The organism is Roseivirga sp. AWQ4_251, assembly GCF_056158225.1.
Window position 1 is genome coordinate 838,305 of record NZ_JBSWSW010000002.1, and the last position, 17,341, is coordinate 855,645.

At 42.0% G+C, this 17,341-nt stretch carries 11 protein-coding genes; 10 read left to right on the forward strand and 1 reads right to left on the reverse strand.

The annotated features are described in order from the left end of the window. Window positions 1-95: 95 nt before the first annotated feature. From ACXACJ_RS17890 to ACXACJ_RS17900, 3 genes are all read left to right on the forward strand, one after another. Window positions 96-1,463: a Gfo/Idh/MocA family protein gene (locus ACXACJ_RS17890; RefSeq protein WP_475135783.1), complete on the forward strand. Its 1,368-nt coding sequence runs from the start codon at window positions 96-98 to the stop codon at window positions 1,461-1,463. A 120-nt stretch (window positions 1,464-1,583) separates the two neighbouring features. After that, a complete protein-coding gene (locus ACXACJ_RS17895) occupies window positions 1,584-2,213 on the forward strand; it encodes an ABC transporter ATP-binding protein (RefSeq protein WP_475135784.1) in 630 nt (209 codons plus the stop codon). Continuing rightward, complete coding sequence (locus ACXACJ_RS17900) at window positions 2,210-3,295, forward strand: hypothetical protein (protein WP_475135785.1); 1,086 nt, start codon at window positions 2,210-2,212, stop codon at window positions 3,293-3,295. The genes ACXACJ_RS17895 and ACXACJ_RS17900 overlap by 4 nt, the downstream gene beginning before the upstream one ends. A 45-nt stretch (window positions 3,296-3,340) precedes the next feature. Here the strand turns inward: ACXACJ_RS17900 and ACXACJ_RS17905 are convergent, their stop codons facing one another. After that, window positions 3,341-5,122 carry a sodium:solute symporter family protein gene (locus tag ACXACJ_RS17905; protein ID WP_475135786.1) on the reverse strand — a complete coding sequence of 594 codons (1,782 nt, stop codon included), beginning with the start codon at window positions 5,120-5,122 and terminating at the stop codon, window positions 3,341-3,343. An 80-nt stretch (window positions 5,123-5,202) separates the two neighbouring features. Between ACXACJ_RS17905 and ACXACJ_RS17910 the strand changes: the two genes are divergently transcribed. From ACXACJ_RS17910 to ACXACJ_RS17940, 7 genes are all read left to right on the forward strand, one after another. After that, complete coding sequence (locus ACXACJ_RS17910) at window positions 5,203-6,093, forward strand: nucleotidyltransferase family protein (RefSeq protein WP_475135787.1); 891 nt, start codon at window positions 5,203-5,205, stop codon at window positions 6,091-6,093. Beyond that, entirely contained in the window at window positions 6,093-7,121 is a 1,029-nt protein-coding gene (locus tag ACXACJ_RS17915; protein WP_475135788.1) for a phosphotransferase enzyme family protein, read from the forward strand. The genes ACXACJ_RS17910 and ACXACJ_RS17915 overlap by 1 nt, the downstream gene beginning before the upstream one ends. Before the next feature lie 40 nt (window positions 7,122-7,161). Continuing rightward, entirely contained in the window at window positions 7,162-7,731 is a 570-nt protein-coding gene (locus ACXACJ_RS17920) for a YceI family protein (RefSeq protein WP_475135789.1), read from the forward strand. A gap of 26 nt (window positions 7,732-7,757) precedes the next feature. Continuing rightward, the gene (locus ACXACJ_RS17925) at window positions 7,758-8,255 is read left to right on the forward strand and encodes a cupin domain-containing protein (protein ID WP_475135790.1); all 498 of its coding nucleotides are present in this window, start codon (window positions 7,758-7,760) and stop codon (window positions 8,253-8,255) included. Between the two features lie 73 nt (window positions 8,256-8,328). After that, entirely contained in the window at window positions 8,329-11,364 is a 3,036-nt protein-coding gene (locus tag ACXACJ_RS17930; RefSeq protein WP_475135791.1) for a CHAT domain-containing protein, read from the forward strand. 18 nt (window positions 11,365-11,382) lie between these two features. Next, the gene (locus ACXACJ_RS17935) at window positions 11,383-14,337 is read left to right on the forward strand and encodes a CHAT domain-containing protein (RefSeq protein WP_475135792.1); all 2,955 of its coding nucleotides are present in this window, start codon (window positions 11,383-11,385) and stop codon (window positions 14,335-14,337) included. 18 nt (window positions 14,338-14,355) lie between these two features. Further along, window positions 14,356-17,337, forward strand: a complete 2,982-nt coding sequence (locus ACXACJ_RS17940; protein ID WP_475135793.1) for a CHAT domain-containing protein — start codon at window positions 14,356-14,358, stop codon at window positions 17,335-17,337. Window positions 17,338-17,341: the final 4 nt, after the last annotated feature.

Consider the following 17,341-nt stretch of genomic DNA (forward strand, 5'->3'; position numbering starts at 1 on the left):
ATGTTAAAAAACACAACCCGCTGGTAATGAAATATTTAATTTTTTAAGTCGCGCTTAAAAATTGACTAATTTCAAAGCCGATCAATTTTTTGACTATGACGCAACCAAATTCCAGAAGAAACTTCATTAAAAACACCGCTGCCGCTGGCGCGGGAATTTCCTTGATTTCACCATCGCTTTTGTTTTCTGAAACCAAGAAAGCCAAAATCAGATTGGGCTTTATTGGCACAGGGGAAAGAGGTCGAAGCCAACTTTCGGTAGCGCTTTACCGAAACGATGTTGAGGTAACAGCCATTTGTGATTTAGATACTGCCGCTTTGCAAAAAGCGGAGGATATGATTACGAAAAGTGGAGCTAAAAAGCCCGTTCGATTTAGCGATGGAGAGCAGGCCTATAAGAAAATGCTCGAAATGGAAAATCTCGATGCGGTGTACATAGCCACTCCTTGGTTATGGCACGTGCCAATGGGTGTAGCGGCAATGAGAGCTGGAAAAGCAGTTGCTATGGAAGTTTCTGGCGCCACTGATATTCAAGAATGCTGGGATTTGGTAAATGCCCATGAAGAAACTGGCACTCCATTTATGTTTATGGAGAACGTATGTTACCGAAGAGATGTAATGGCGGTTTTGAACATGGTTCGAGATGATTTGTTTGGCGAAATGGTTCATTTAGAAGGCGGTTATCAGCACGATTTGAGAGGCGTTAAGTTTAACGATGGAAAATCGGCTTATGGCGCGGGAGTAGAATTTGGAGAAAATGGCTACAGCGAATCAAAGTGGAGAACCAACCATTCCGTACATCGCAACGCAGAGCTCTATCCTACTCACGGTTTAGGCCCAGTTGCTAGCGCCATCAACATCAATCGTGGTAACCGATATGCTTATCTTACCTCAATGGCTTCTAAAACCAGAGGTTTGCACGAGTATATCGTCAATCATCCAAAAGGAGGAAAAGATCATCCGAATGCTAAGGTAGATTTCAAATTGGGGGATATTGTTACCACGCTGATCAAAACAGTGAATGGAGAAACAATCACTTTAAACCACGACACCAATTTGCCTCGACCATATTCTTTGGGTTTCCGTTTTCAAGGTACCAAAGGCCTTTGGATGGACATTAACGATTCACTTTATGTTGAAGGAAGAGGCAAAGCCCACACTTGGATGGACGACAAGGAATTAATGGCAGAATATGATCATCCCCTTTGGAAGAAATACGGACAGCAAGCCTCCACTGCCGGCCATGGCGGCATGGACTTTTTTGTTCTTCACGCCTTTATTGAAGCTTTGAAAAGAGAAGCTCCAATGCCAATCGATGTATATGATGGCGCTTCTATGATGGCGGTAACTTGCTTATCGGAACAGTCTATTGCGCAAGGAAGCGAGCCTATTCAATTCCCTGACTTTACCCGAGGCAGATGGATCAATCGTAAACCAATCTTCGCTTTTGATGATACTTATTGATTAAGAAAACACTCAGTCTGTCGCAGGTTCTCTGGATCTGTGGCAGATTTAAAATAATGCAGTCAAGCATTTTCTGTATTCACATATCCTTTACACCTCTCAATCGTATTGGATTTTCATATGCTCACACTTACCCACTTCAAAAAATCTTTTGGTAACGAAGAAATCTTGAACATTCCCTCCATAACTATGGAAAAGGGAATTCATTGGATTAAGGGTAAAAATGGATCTGGCAAATCAACCCTATTTAATTGTCTGGCTGGGCTTTCTCCCTGCCAAGGAGAAATTAAACTGAATACGCTTGACCTAAAAAGATCACCAGAACAATATAAACTCAAGGTGAATTACAGTCAGTCGGAACCTGTTTTTCCTGACTTTCTCACGGGTAATGATCTCATTCAGTTTTTCGCAAAACTGAAAAAAGCACCTGAGTCGCAACCTAAGTTTCTTATGAATTTGCTTTCTGTTGAAGGCTATGCCAATAAACCTTTTGGAACTTATTCTTCCGGAATGGCCAAAAAGCTTTCCGTTTTGCTGGCATTTTTAGGTTCTCCAGAATGGATTATTCTTGATGAACCCCTGATCACGCTTGATACAAATGCTCAAAAAATAGTCAGTGAAATGATTGCTAAGGCATATGAAGAAGGTGTTTCTTTCATATTCGCAACACATCAAGATTTTGACAATGCCCTGATCGAAGCAACGCATAGCTATTTTGTTGAGGACAAAACTCTCATGCCTGAAAAATGAGAATAACCTTAAGAGTGTTTAACAAGGCCCTCATTAAACAATTCTATAAAGAAAATACCGGATTTTTTCTTGTAGTAATTGGCTTGGGCTTTGGCTTTTTAAAGGTTAATCAACATTTGGAAATCGCAGCAGTGTTGGCCAGCAAACCGCTCTTTTATCTGATCCCCTTCGGCCTCTGGATTTTCTATTCTCTTAAAACCTACCTCTTCATTTTAGAGAAAAACAGACTGAAGGAAAACTACTGGTTTTCTTACCTCATTCTTGCTGGAAAAACAGAGCGAAGGCTAATTTCCATCGCTCTTCAAGCACAGCTTTTAGCTCTACCTCTTCTGTACAGTGTTTTTTTGGCCTCAATAGCTTTTCAATTAAAACAATGGAATGCTTTTTTGATCTGGACTTTGCCCAACCTTTGCCTTTGGCTGGTTTCAAGTTATTTTTTAGATAAGGCATTGACTAAGCCCATTGACCAAAAGAATGTAAAAATCGTGGCGAAAAACTTTGCTTTCGGATTACCAAAAAAGCTCTCCACACTTTTCATCCATCATCTGCTAAATCAAAAAAGTCTACTTCTACTGGGCACCAAACTGATTTCCATTGTCGTGATATTCGGGGCTATTCTGATATACAATATGGAAAAATCAGACCTGCGCATTTTAAGTTTGGGTTTACTACTAAGTGCTGGCATCAACACAAGTTTCTCATTTCTCTATTTTAGATTTAACCAAAACCAGCTAGCGCTTTTTAGAAACCTACCGATTTCAAAAACCCAATATTTTGTTGCTCTTATTTTTAATTATGCCTTGCTCTTAATCCCTGAGTATTTCTTTCTTTTTAGCAATGTAGGATTCAGAGAAAACTCATTGTTTTTAGTGGCAAGTCTAATATTCCCATTAGCGCTTTTGGTCTTCTTTCAAAAGTTACTCGACCTCTTCAAGTTAAAAATTGAAGCTTTTGCTCGACTTATTTTTTTGCTGATCGCAGCTTTATTCTTTGTAATTCTCGGCCATATAGACACTTTTATTCTTGGGATCAGCTTACTGGTTCTGGCTTTTATTGCATCACAAAAACAAACCCACAACTAAGGCATAGGCACAAAAAACCTTCTTACTTATCAATCTAAACCCTTTCTAAAAACTCAACTTCTTCCAGGTGTTTCTTAAGAGTATAACCGCAACAATGGTAATGGCGAGTAATATTAAGGCAGTAGAAGTATTGCCATAAATGAACATGCCTACGGAAAACAAAGCGCTATACACCACGACTATACCCAGAACCATCGCGAGTAAATCAATGCTAAATCGGCCTGTTTTTTCTTCTAGAGAAATTCCCTTTTTAGCAGCTATTTTCTTGAAGCCGTTCCAACCATTTCCGTAAGGTTTCACAGAATTAAAGAAAGTCGCCAACCTTTCTGTATCGGTTGGTTTGGTGACTAAGGTTACCGCAACCCAAGCCAAAGTGGTAATGCCCAGACTTAATAAAAGTTGATAATCCGTAGGAATAGAAGTGAGATATTCTGGGCCTGTTTTTTCATAAAAAAGAAGAGCAAGAATAAAAGAAACCACCATTCCGGTAATTTCAGAATAGGCATTAATTCGCCACCAGAACCAGCGCAGAATAAAGATTGAACCTGTTCCTGCTCCCACTTTCAACAAAATTTGGAAAGCATCATAAGCACTGGTAAGCACCAAGGCAAAAAGCCCTGCAAAAGCCATCAGCAAAACAGTTGAAATTCTACCTACGTTTACCAATTCCTTTTCGCTGGCATCGGGCTTTACAAAACGCTGGTAAAAATCATAAGCGATGTAAGATGACCCCCAATTCAAATGAGTTGAAATGGTGGACATGTAAGCCGCTATTAAAGAAGCGATCACAATACCCAAAAGTCCAGCTGGCAAAGTGAGCAACATGGCAGAATACCCTAAGTCATTACCTAATTTTCCATCGGAAATATTTGGGAAAGCCGAGCGAATGGCGTCCAAATCAGGAAAGACAACTAAAGAAGCCAAAGCGATTAAAATCCATGGCCAAGGGCGAAGCGCATAGTGTGTAATATTGAATAACAAAGTAGCCGAAACCGCATTCTTCTCATCCTTAGCAGAAAGCATTCGCTGAGCAATGTAACCTCCCCCACCAGGTTCGGCACCAGGATACCAAACGCTCCACCATTGAACGGCTATTGGAATGACCAAAAGGGTAATGAAAAGTTCTCTATTATTAAAGTCAGGAATTAGATCGAGTTTGGTTTGAACATTCGGGTGAGATAAAAGCTCATTCAATCCCCCAACTTCTGGTAAGTTGACAATGTAAATGGCCGCTGCAACTGAACCGACCATGGCAATTAAAAACTGAATAAAATCGGTAAGAATTACTCCTCTCAATCCACCCATGGAACTATAAGCCACCGTAATAACCGAAGCATACACCACGGTTTTCCAAGGTTCCAAGCCAAACATGACTTCACCAATTTTGATAGCCGCCAGCGATACAGAAGCCATAATCATGATGTTGAAAAAAACACCGAGATATATCGCACGAAACCCTCTTAAAAAAGCAGCTTCTTTTCCGCTGTATCGGCTTTCGTAAAACTCCAGATCTGTCAACACTCCAGAGCGTCTCCAAAGCTTAGCATACACAAATACGGTCAGCATTCCCGTAATCAAAAAAGCCCACCACGTCCAGTTTCCAGCCACACCATTTTGGCGAACAATATCGGTTACAAGGTTTGGTGTATCGGCCGAAAACGTAGTAGCCACCATGGAAACTCCCAAAAGCCACCAAGGCATATTTCGGCCCGAAAGAAAGAATTCCTTGGAGTTTGTTCCTGCTTTTTTCGAAAGTCGGAGACCGATAAAAAGAAAAACCGCAAAAAATGCAAAGATGATAATCCAGTCTAAGGTAGCGAGGCTCATAATTAAAGATTTAATAAATTGACTTGTCTAGAGTTTTTCGACAACTTCGAACCAACAAGTATAAATAAAATAGATCAATTATGGACCTAACTTTGGTAGTACTGGCAGCCGGAATGGGAAGCCGTTATGGTGGCAACAAACAATTAGACGGAATTGGCCCTAACGGGGAGATTATTATGGATTACTCAATTCATGACGCCATTAAAGCCGGATTTTCTAAAGTGGTATTTATTATAAGAACGGATTTGAAAGAAGCTTTTGAAAATCACTACGCAGAACGCTTCAACGGTCAAATCAAAATGGAGTATGCATTTCAAGATCAATACACCGAGCATACCGCTGAATATGAGGCCAATCGCAAAAAACCTTGGGGAACAACTCACGCTATTCTTTCTGCAAAACACCTAATCAACGAGCCTTTTGTAGTAATCAATGCCGATGACTATTATGGTCAAGAGTCTTTTCAAGAAGTAGTTGATGCCATGAAAAACCTGAAGGATAATGAATATCTCATTATGGGTTACGAGTTGGTAAACACACTTTCCGACCATGGTACTGTAAACCGTGGTGTTTGCCAGGTTGATGACAATATGAAACTAACCGGCATCAAAGAAACTTTGGCGATCAGCAAGGATGGCGATGAGATTTCTTACGAAGAAGATGGCGTTAGACATACATTGGCACCAAACACTTATGTTTCTATGAACTTCTGGGGCTTCCCAACTACTGTTCTTCCGCTTTTTGAAGAGAAGTTTGTTCAGTTTGTAAAAGACAACAACGAAGATCCAAAAGCAGAGTGTTTCATCCCTGTAGAAGTTGACAACCTTATGGCAGAAGGCAAAGCTAGCGTTAAGGTAGTGCCTACTTCAGCTTCGTGGTTGGGCGTTACTTATCAAGAAGATAAACCACACGTGGTAAATGGCATCAGCCAAATGGTGGCCGATGGAAAATATCCTGAAAAAGTAGGTTAATGGATGCCGTTACCCAAACGGCTTCCCTTTTCCAAATTGAAGGTAAAATTATAGATGTGGCTCCTTTTGGCGGGGGCCACATTAATTCTACCTGGAAAGTCAGTACCGACAAAAACGCCTACCTTCTCCAAAAAATCAACACTCTGGTTTTCACCCTACCGGAAATTGTTGTTCAAAATCGCCAATTGCTCGAAGGCATTGCCAAGCCTAGCATTCTGGTGAATCAAATTCCAACTTTTGAGGGCAATCTTTCCGTTTCTAACGCTCATGGTTTTTTTAGAATGCAAAACTATGTTGCCGATGCTTACGCGCCTTCTCAAGTAGAAAAAGAGGAAGAAGCTTACGAGGCGGCTAAAGGATTTGGTGAGTTTTTAAATCAAACCCAAACACTTTCTTCTGCCTTATTTTCTGAAACTATTCCAAGCTTTCATGATTTAGAATGGCGATTGGCTCAATTGACAGATGCCGTCACAACCAACAAAGTGGGCAGATTAACTTTGGCTGAAGAGCTTTTAGCTCAGGTGAATGATTTTCTGTGGATTAAAAACCATATGAAAAACTTAAAGGAAAAAGGCTTACCAATCCGAGTTTGTCATAACGACACCAAAATTGATAATATCCTTCTCGATAGTAAAAGTCATAAATTCAAGCATGTAATTGACCTTGATACTGTGGGCCCTGGCTACATGCTCTACGATTTTGGCGATATGATGCGAACCTTTGTTTCACCTGCTGCCGAATCGGAAAAAGACCTTTCTAAAGTAGAGTTTAGAGTTCCATTTTTCGATGCTTTAAAAGAAGGTTTTATGGAATCGGTGCAGTCATTTCTTCAACCCGAAGAACAAAAAAGTCTATACTTTGGCGGCATGTACATGACCTACATTATGGCGGTCAGGTTTTTGGCCGATTATCTAAACGGAGACACTTACTACCGCACTCATTTCGAAAATGAAAATTTCATTCGTTCCAGAAATCAACTCTTCTTACTAGATTTAATGAACAAACATAAAGCTGACTTGGCTTTTTAAAGTGCCCTTTGTGTTTGTCAAACCCTTAACTAAAACAAAAATGAAAAAGCTCGCATTCCCCCTATTTCTTCTAACATTTCTTTTTTCGTTAAACCTGAATGCCCAAACTTGGAAGGTAGACCCTGCGCATTCAAGCATACTTTTTAATGCCAAACACTCCGGAATTTCATTTGTAAACGGAAGATTTGAAAAGTTTGAGGGCACTGTAGAAGGTGGTAATGGAGAAGATTTCACCAACGCCAAAGTATCTTTTTCGGCAGAAGTAGCAAGCATTAACACTGGTGTGGAAGGCAGAGACAATCACTTGAAATCTGCTGATTTCTTCGATATGGAAAATCATCCTACCATTTCGTTTAAGAGCAAATCTTTTACGAAAACTTCAGATGGCCATTACAAAGTTGTGGGTGATTTAACGATGCGTGGAAACACCAAAGAAGTTACCTTAGAAGCAACCCATTTTGGAACTATCGATACGAGAAACGGTGGAAAAAAAGCGGGTTTTCAGATAAAAGGAACAGTAGATCGCAATGAATTTGGCGTTTCTGGCGCAGGCGGTTCGGTTGCTCCAATGATTGAAATTATCTGCAATATTGAAATGGCTTCTGAGTAATTCTATTTCTTTAAAAGGCTAATAAATTGAACAAATCCGCTGAATACTGGATAGAAAAACTAGGTTTGGAGCAACATCCAGAAGGTGGCTTTTACAAAGAAACTTACCGCTCGAAAGACCGGATACACGAAAGCAAACTTCCAGATCGATACAAATCTTCTCGGGTTTTCGGAACGTCCATTTACTTTCTGCTTACCAAAGAAAGTAAGTCCATGTTTCACAGATTAAACTCGGATGAAATTTGGCATTTTCATGTGGGGGGCGCTGCCCAAATTCATTTTATAAGCCCTACTGGTGAAGCCTTTTCAAAAACAATAGGCTCAGATTTAGATAGTGACCAACAACTTCAAGTGGTAATTCCTAAGCACAATTGGTTTGCCGCGGAAGTTACTCAAGGGGACTTTATTCTGGTTGGATGCACCGTATCCCCTGGCTTCGAATTTCAAGACTTTGAATTAGCCAAAAGAGACGATTTAATTGAGCTTTTCCCTAGCCAAACAGTTATTATACAGCAGTTTACTTAATCATTATTATCCAAAAACGACTTGGATTTTTCAAATATGCTCTGACAGATTTATTCTGTACTTTTGCTGTTCTATGCTCTTACTGTGTCGATTAAGATTTAGCAGAATTGCAATATTCATAGGTCTCTCTCTAGGCCTGGTAGTTTGCCATTTCAGCTTTGCACAGAAGATAAAATACAATCATTCTTCAGATCAACTGGAAAAAGCGGCTGCACTTTATAAGGCCAAGGCATATGAAGAATGTTTGGAAGCCTATTCCTCCATTATTGAAAAGGCTTTAAACACTAAGCATTACGAAGAGGCTGTTTTTGCACTGGAAAAAAAAGGTAATGTTTTAAGGCTTCGCAATAGAAATGAAAAAGCTATTCAAACGCTTGATTACGCCATAAAATTAGCTTCATCAAAGCTTCCACAAGACCACATTCTTCTTTCAAAAGTTTATTACAGAAGGGGAATTATAGACCACAGGCTTCTTCGCTACAGAAAAGCAAAGGCCTATTTCGACACTGCACTGGTCAAATACGATAAGGCTTCAGCCTACGATTCCAGCTTCTATTTCAACTTGATTGAATACAAGTATTACGCTTGTGAGTATCTGCAAGAAAGTTATGATACGCTGCTTACCTATTTGAATAAGTTGGTTGTATTGGAAACTGAAAATCAGAAAAGAAACTTCAGCCCCAACAAGGTTCTTGAACTGATGAGCGTTTTCCCAAACTTATACATTCAACAAGGCGATTATGAACGCGCTTTGGCTCAAGCAGTTCAGGCTTATCAGTATGCTCAAAATCACAGAAAATATATTTCGCCAAAATACTTAGCCGAGGTATTTTTCGATTTGGGCACCATTCTTTATTTGAAAGAAGATTACCATACGGCTATTAAGGCTGTGGAAGAAATCATGCCTTTGATAGAAGAGACGCCAAGGGATGAAATGCCTGAATATTACGCATTCTATAATCTCTTGGGAGCCAATTACCAAGCGGTAAACAAACATGAACTTGCCTTGGAATGCTATAGAAAAGCCTTGGAATTACCCAACCATTTAGACAATGGTGCCATTGACAAACAGCATGGCATTTTCAAAGCAAATGTCAAAGTCAATATTGCAAGATGCCATCAGGATTTGAAAGACCTTCTAACCGCCAAAACGTATTTCGATGAGTTTTTAAAAGAGTTCAAAAATGTTTCCTTTGCTGAAAGCCCTGATCTTCGAACCATCTATAAATTCCATGGCAATTATTTTCTATTCAAGAAAGATTGGCAAAGGGCCCTACTCTTTTATGACTTGGCTTTAAGAAGCGGAATACATGAATACACAAGCTCGATCAAAGAATTTCCTAAAGTAAAAAAAGAAGCTTTTTCCAGAGATGATATGGTCATTTTGGCACACAAAGCTACAAGCCTCTACCATCATGCTATCTATCAGGATTCAGAACTTTCAGGCCTTATCGCTGCCGAAAACTATGTTTCAGAAATGCACGAAGTACTTTCTGCTAACAAAGAGCAATTCTTAAACTCCAGCGGAAAGCTCTTTATGAGTAAAGACTTTAAAGAGCTTTACGAAACCGGCACAGGAGCCTCATTAGCGCTTTACAAAAAAACAAATGACATTGCTTATTTCGATCGCGCTCTCACGCATATGGCTCAAGGAAAATCGCAGCTGCTGATTGAGCAAATCGGCTTATTGGAAGCCGTAAACAACAGACTTATTCCCCACCAACTTAAAGTTGATTTAGTAGAGGCCACTCAAAAGTTGGATAGTTTAGAAGAGAGCGTCAGCATTATCATTGCTGAAAACCCCTTGGATAATCGGCTTTCGCGTTTACTAAAGCAGCAAGTAGACTGGAGCGATAGGATTAAAACGCTTAAAAAAGAAGTCGCCAGTTTATCCTATTCCCCAGAAAAGAAAATTTCCGTTGAAGGCATCCGGCAGGACTTCGATATTAACAGCCCAGGAAAAATTTTTATAGAATACTTAGATGCCGACAGTATTATATATGCCGCAGCAATTTCAAACCAAAGTCAGACATTCCATAAGATTGTTAAAGATTCGGCTTTTACAGCATCCATAGAGACGCTTCTTCGAGAAATATCTTCGGCTCCCGCTACCACAAGAAAAAATTGTGTTGAGAAATTTAGCCCAGCTGCTTCCCTGCTTTACAAAGCACTAATTGAACCTTTCACAACAGACTTGGGAGAAATCAACGAACTCATTATAGTGCCTGATGAAGAGTTAAATAACCTTCCTTTCGAACTTTTCTTGAAAACGTGGAAAGGCACTGAATCCCGCTTTAAAGAACTCGATTATTTAATGAAGGGAGTTAATGTGACGCACCTCTTATCTTCTAAAATGAGTTTTCAGAATTCTCTAGAATATTCAGGAAAAGGCATCATTGGTTTTGGCTATTCAGGCACAACCCCAACTCAGCAAAGAGCCGGTTTAGGTGAGTTGCCGGGCGCATTTAAAGAAATTCAGTTTCTCAGGTCGAACTTTCTAGGTGATTTTTTCACGGGAAAAAGAGGAACCAAGCAGAAATTCCTGAAAGAAGCAGGCCAGTACGATATCATTCATTTAGCAATCCACGGTAAGAGCGACCCTTCCGACCGTTTCAGGTCCTCGCTCGTTTTCAACGGGGAAGATGACTACAACCTCACCGCATCGGACCTTTACAGCACTGACCTGCGGTCAAAGCTGGCAGTGCTCAGCGCCTGCGAAACGGGCATCGGAAAGGTAAGCGAGGGGGAAGGCACCTTCAGCATTGCCAGGGGCTTTGCCATTGCCGGGGTTCCCGCTATCGTCACCACGCTGTGGAAGGTAAACGATATCTCGGGCTCCAAAATTTCTAGGCTATTTTACGAAAACCTAGAGAAAGGAATGGACAAGGCCGAGGCCCTCAGGCAGGCCAAAATACAGTACCTCAGCGAGGCCGACAACCTTACAGAAAGTCCTTTCTATTGGGGAAACTACATCCTCATTGGCGACCCCGAACCCATTATGCTGAAGAAAAAAGCTGCGGTTATATGGAAATGGCCCCTTGCACTGCTCTTTGTCTGCATTGCCGCAGGTTTTATTGTGCAGAAAAGGAAAAGAGTTGCTAAATTTTAAGCAGAACTTTTTCAAACTATGCGCCTTAGGCTCTTTCTTTTTCTTTTTCTCGTAAATGGGGCAGCACTCATTGCCCAAAAAACAAAATACGAATACTCATCGCCCGAACTGGAAAAAGCGGTAGAACTCTACCGGGAAAAGCAATACGAAGCCTCCCTTTCTGCATACTCCGAGATCATTTCAAACGCTATCGGGCAAAATGATTTTGAAAAGGCAGTATTTGCCATGGAAAAAAAAGGGAACGTACTCCGGCTAAGGGGGCGCAACCAAGAGGCCATACAGTTGATGGACAGCGCCATTGTTTTGGCAAAACAAAAACTGCCCAAAGACCATATCCTGCTCTCAAAGGTATTCTTTAGAAGAGGGGTTATTGATCATAGGCTTTATAAATTTTATCAAGCTAGAAACTACTTGGATTCAGCCGAATCTATTCACAATAGAGCTTCCTCTTTCAACTCAACATTGCTGTTCAACATTATTGAGTATAAACTTTATGCTTACACTTACTCAGAAGGGTCGTTTGACACAGTTACTAATGCCTTAGAAAAGGTACTAAATTTTGGTTCAGGAGAATTATCAACAGATAAAGAACTTCAATTCCTGCAAAGCTATTATCTAATCTACCACCAGAAGGGCGACAATGTTAGAGCCTTAAATTATGCCATCAGAGCATATAGATATGCACAACGTAATATCAACGAAGTTTCTGATAGAAGCTTAAACTCGGCTTTCTTCAGTGTCTGTAAAATACTGTTCCATCAAAAACAGTATGATATGATATTTCAACTAACCAACAACCTGGAAGAGGATCTTGAAAAAATTCTTATTACTCAAACAGTAATGAATATTATAGCTGCTTCCTATATGGAAGTATCTAATTTTGAAATGGCTCTTTTCCATTTTCAAAAAGCATATAAACTATCTCAAGCAGAACCTGGCTCGTTTTCATATGATAAGTTTTCTCACATGCTAGAGTGCAACATGGCCATTTGCTATTCAAAAATGGGAGAACCTAAAATAGCAAAGGAATATTTTGATAAATCGGTGAGTGGCTTAAGAGAAGTAATATCTTATCCAAACCCAGATTTTCAATCCGTATTTAATGCCTTTGGAGAGTATTACAGCAAGCAAAAAGACTGGAAAAATTCCCTTATAACCTACGATTCTGCCTTGCGCCACGGGATCATTGAGTACAATACCTCCATAGAATCTTTCCCATCTACCGAATCCCACGAGTTTTCCAGTCAAGAACTGATAATTCTAGAGGATAAAACTAAGAGCCTTCTTTCTCTAAGTCTATCATCCCATCCCTCAGACACCTCCCTCCTTATTGCAGCAGAAAACTATGCTGAGCAAACACACTGGTTAATCAAACAGAACAAAAGCAAATACCTAACACAAAAAGGTAAGATACTTTCAAACTCAGAATTCAAAGAAGTCTATTCTGCAGGTACTGCTGCCTCACTTGAGCTCTACAGGGCAACAAAGGACGAAAAGTACATCGACAGGGCGCTGACCCACATGTCCAGGGGAAAGGCCCAGCTCTTCCTTGAGCAGGCAGGGGACCTAGGGGCGTTAAGAAACCAAAACCTGCCCATTGAACTAAGGCAGGCCTTCGTTTCGGCAAGCCAAAAAACTGACAGTCTCGAGGATCGGGTAAACAAGCTGCTTTCCCTCAACATAATGACCGAAGAACTGCCAGAGGCTCTCGACCTTCAGGTCAAATGGGCCGACTCGCTCAAAAACATCAAAAAATCGATTGCCAGCCTGGCCCCTGTCCAAGAGGAGGACATTTCCGTTGGGGACATCAGGAAACGGTTCGGCCTTTCGGGAAAGAAGGCCTTTGTGGAGTTCCTCGATGCAGATTCGGTAATGTACGCTGTGGCCGTGTCGGAAAAAAGAACGGCATTCGAAAAGATCAAAAAGGACTCCCTGTTCAACAATGCACTGGACAGCATGCTTGCCATGGCGTCATCACAACAGGGCCCCGTACCAAAGAAGTTCGCCAAAACAGCGGCATACCTGTACCAAAGGCTACTGGCCGGATTGGAGGATCAGCTCGGTGGCTTTGAGGCCATAACCGTAGTGCCCGATGAAAAACTGGCACTCCTGCCCTTCGGCCTGCTGGCAAAAAGCTCAACGGGAAAAGAGCAGTCTTTCAAAGAGGTGGACTTCCTGTTGAAAAGGGCCAGTGTGAACCACCTGTTCTCATCAATGGCCAATTTTCAGGACGAAGGGCAAAAGGAAGGAAAAGGGATACTCGGGTTCGGATACGTGGGCGAGGGGATCACGGACGAAAGGGCCACCATGGGCGGGCTGCCGGGCGCAATGAAGGAGATCGAGTTCCTTAGCTCCAGGTTCAGGGGCAGCTACTTCATGGGAAACAGCGGTACAAAACAGAAATTCCTGAAGGAAGCAGGCCAGTACGATATCATTCATTTAGCAATCCACGGTAAGAGCGACCCTTCCGACCGTTTCAGGTCCTCGCTCGTTTTCAACGGGGAAGATGACTACAACCTCACCGCATCGGACCTTTACAGCACTGACCTGCGGTCAAAGCTGGCAGTGCTCAGCGCCTGCGAAACGGGCATCGGAAAGGTAAGCGAGGGGGAAGGCACCTTCAGCATTGCCAGGGGCTTTGCCATTGCCGGGGTTCCCGCTATCGTCACCACGCTGTGGAAGGTAAACGACATCTCGGGCTCCAAAATTTCTAGGCTATTTTACGAAAACCTAGAGAAAGGAATGGACAAGGCCGAGGCCCTCAGGCAGGCCAAAATACAGTACCTCAGCGAGGCCGACAACCTTACAGAAAGTCCTTTCTATTGGGGAAACTACATCCTCATTGGCGACCCCGAACCCATTGTGCTGAAGAAAAAAGCTGCGGTTTTCTGGAAATGGCCCCTTGCACTGCTCTTTGTCTGCATTGCCGCAGGTTTTATTGTGCAGAAAAGGAAAAGAGTTGCTAAATTTTAAGCAGAACTTTTTCAAACTATGCGCCTTAGGCTCTTTCTTTTTCTTTTTCTCGTAAATGGGGCAGCACTCATTGCCCAAAAAACAAAATACGAATACTCATCGCCCGAACTGGAAAAAGCGGTAGAACTCTACCGGGAAAAGCAATACGAAGCCTCCCTTTCTGCATACTCCGAGATCATTTCAAACGCTATCGGGCAAAATGATTTTGAAAAGGCAGTATTTGCCATGGAAAAAAAAGGGAACGTACTCCGGCTAAGGGGGCGCAACCAAGAGGCCATACAGTTGATGGACAGCGCCATTGTTTTGGCAAAACAAAAACTGCCCAAAGACCATATCCTGCTCTCAAAGGTATTCTTTAGAAGAGGGGTTATTGATTATAGATTAAATCATTTTTATTCCGCCCTAGAATATTTTGACTCTTCTTCAGAAAAATATGAAAAGGCATCCGCTTATGACTCAGCATTTTATTATCGCCTAATAGAGTTTAAATTCTATGGATATCAATTTTCGGAGGGCAATATAGATTCATTAAGAAAATACATTAACGAGTTACTGCTTTTGGACAGCATCAAGCAAAGAACACAACACAATCCAGGAGCCCATCTTCAATTGATGAGAAGTCATTCTGAAATTTTTAATCAGTCAGGAGATTATGACCGAGCTTTCGTTGGCTTACTTAAAGCATATCTGTATGCAAAAAAATATCCTGAAGAAATCTCTAATGATAATTTGGGTGATTTAATTTTTTCCTTAACAAAGGTGATTTTCTTCAGGCGAGACTACAAACACACACTTGATATTATTGATGATTTCTATGATGAAATTAAACAGCCTCAGAATTATGTCTTTTTTGAAGAGTTAGAACAACTCAAAGGGGTGGCATATCTTGGTTTGGATAAATTTGAAGACGCAGCCAAACTTCTTATAAGGGCTTCAAAATCTTCCATATACAATGAAGACGGAGTTATTAGACCTGTTGCATTGATTTTTAATGCATCCATGAAAACCAACATAGCCATTTGTTATGAAAACTTGAAAAAAAACTCATTAGCCCAATTTTACTATAATCAGGCTACAGATGAGCTGAGGTCAATGCTAGAATATCCTAACCCCAATTTCCAAGAATTATATCATATATACGGAAAATATCTGCTCAAAAGGCAGAATTGGGAAAAGGGCTTAATTATTTTAGATTCTGCTTTAAGAAACGGTGTACCTCAATATACCTCAAGCATGCTGTCTTTTCCCTCGCTCACCGATAAAACCTTAAGCAACCTTGATCTGAAGTGCCTAAATGCTAAAACAATAGCACTTTCATTTTATGCTCTCACTCAAGAAGACCCCATCCCCTTTTTAAAAGCAACAGAGGCCTACGCTGATCATACCCATCGCTTAATAGCTGAAAACAAGGAAAAGTACCTAGAAGCTGCTGACAAAATATTCCTAAGCAAGATGTTCAAAGAACTCTATTCTGCGGGGACTTCATCTTCGTTGGAGCTCTATCGGACAACAAAAGACGAAAAGTACATTGATAGGGCACTGACCCATATGTCGAGGGGAAAGGCTCAGCTCTTCCTTGAACAAATGGGAGATCAACAAGCCATCAGGGGGAGAAATGTAGCTCTGGAGACCAAAAAAGAATTTCTCATCGCATGCCAGAAAGCCGACAGCCTCGATGCCATTGCAAACACAATGATGGATGTTAACCCCTTAGATGAAAAGCTTATGCCCATCTTGGAAGAACAAATTAAATGGAAGGACAGAATCAAACAAATCAAAAAATCGATTGCCAGCCTGGCCCCGGTCCAAGAGGAGGACATTTCCGTGGGGGGCATCCGGAAACGGTTCGGCCTTTCGGGAAAGAAGGCCTTTGTGGAGTTCCTCGATGCAGATTCGGTACTGTACGCTGTGGCCGTGTCGGAAAAAGGAACGGCATTCGAAAAGATCAAAAAGGACTCCCTGTTCAACAATGCACTGGACAGCATGCTTGCCATGGCGTCATCACAACAGGGCCCCGTACCAAAGAAGTTCGCCAAAACAGCGGCATACCTGTACCAAAGGCTACTGGCCGGATTGGAGGATCAGCTCGGTGGCTTCGAGGCCATAACCGTAGTGCCCGATGAAAAACTGGCACTCCTGCCCTTCGGCCTGCTGGCAAAAAGCTCAACGGGAAAAGAGCAGTCTTTCAAAGAGGTGGACTTCCTGTTGAAAAGGGCCAGTGTGAACCACCTGTTCTCATCAATGGCCAACTTTCAGGACGAAGGGCAAAAGGAAGGAAAAGGGATACTCGGGTTCGGCTACGTGGGCGAGGGGATCACGGACGAAAGGGCCACCATGGGCGGGCTGCCGGGCGCAATGAAGGAGATCGAGTTCCTTAGCTCAAGGTTCAGGGGCAGCTACTTCATGGGAAACAGCGGTACAAAACAGAAATTCCTGAAGGAAGCAGGCCAGTACGATATCATCCACTTGGCAATCCACGGCAGAAGCGACCCTTCCGACCGTTTCAGGTCCTCGCTCGTTTTCAACGGGGAAGATGACTACAACCTCACCGCATCGGACCTTTACAGCACTGACCTGCGGTCAAAGCTGGCCGTGCTCAGCGCCTGCGAAACGGGCATCGGAAAGGTGAGCGAGGGGGAAGGTACCTTCAGCATTGCCAGGGGCTTTGCCATTGCCGGGGTTCCCGCCATAGTCACCACGCTGTGGAAGGTAAACGACATCTCGGGCTCCAAAATTTCTAGGCTCTTCTACGGAAACCTAGAGAAAGGAATGGACAAGGCCGAGGCCCTCAGGCAGGCCAAAATACAGTACCTCAGCGAGGCCGACAACCTTACAGAAAGTCCATTCTACTGGGGAAACTATATCCTCATTGGTGACCCCGAACCCATTGTGCTGAAGAAAAAAGCTGCAGTTATCTGGAAATGGCCCCTTGCGCTGCTCTTTGTCTGCATTGCCGCAGGTTTTATTGTGCAGAAAAGGAAAAGAGTTGCTAAATTTTAAGCAG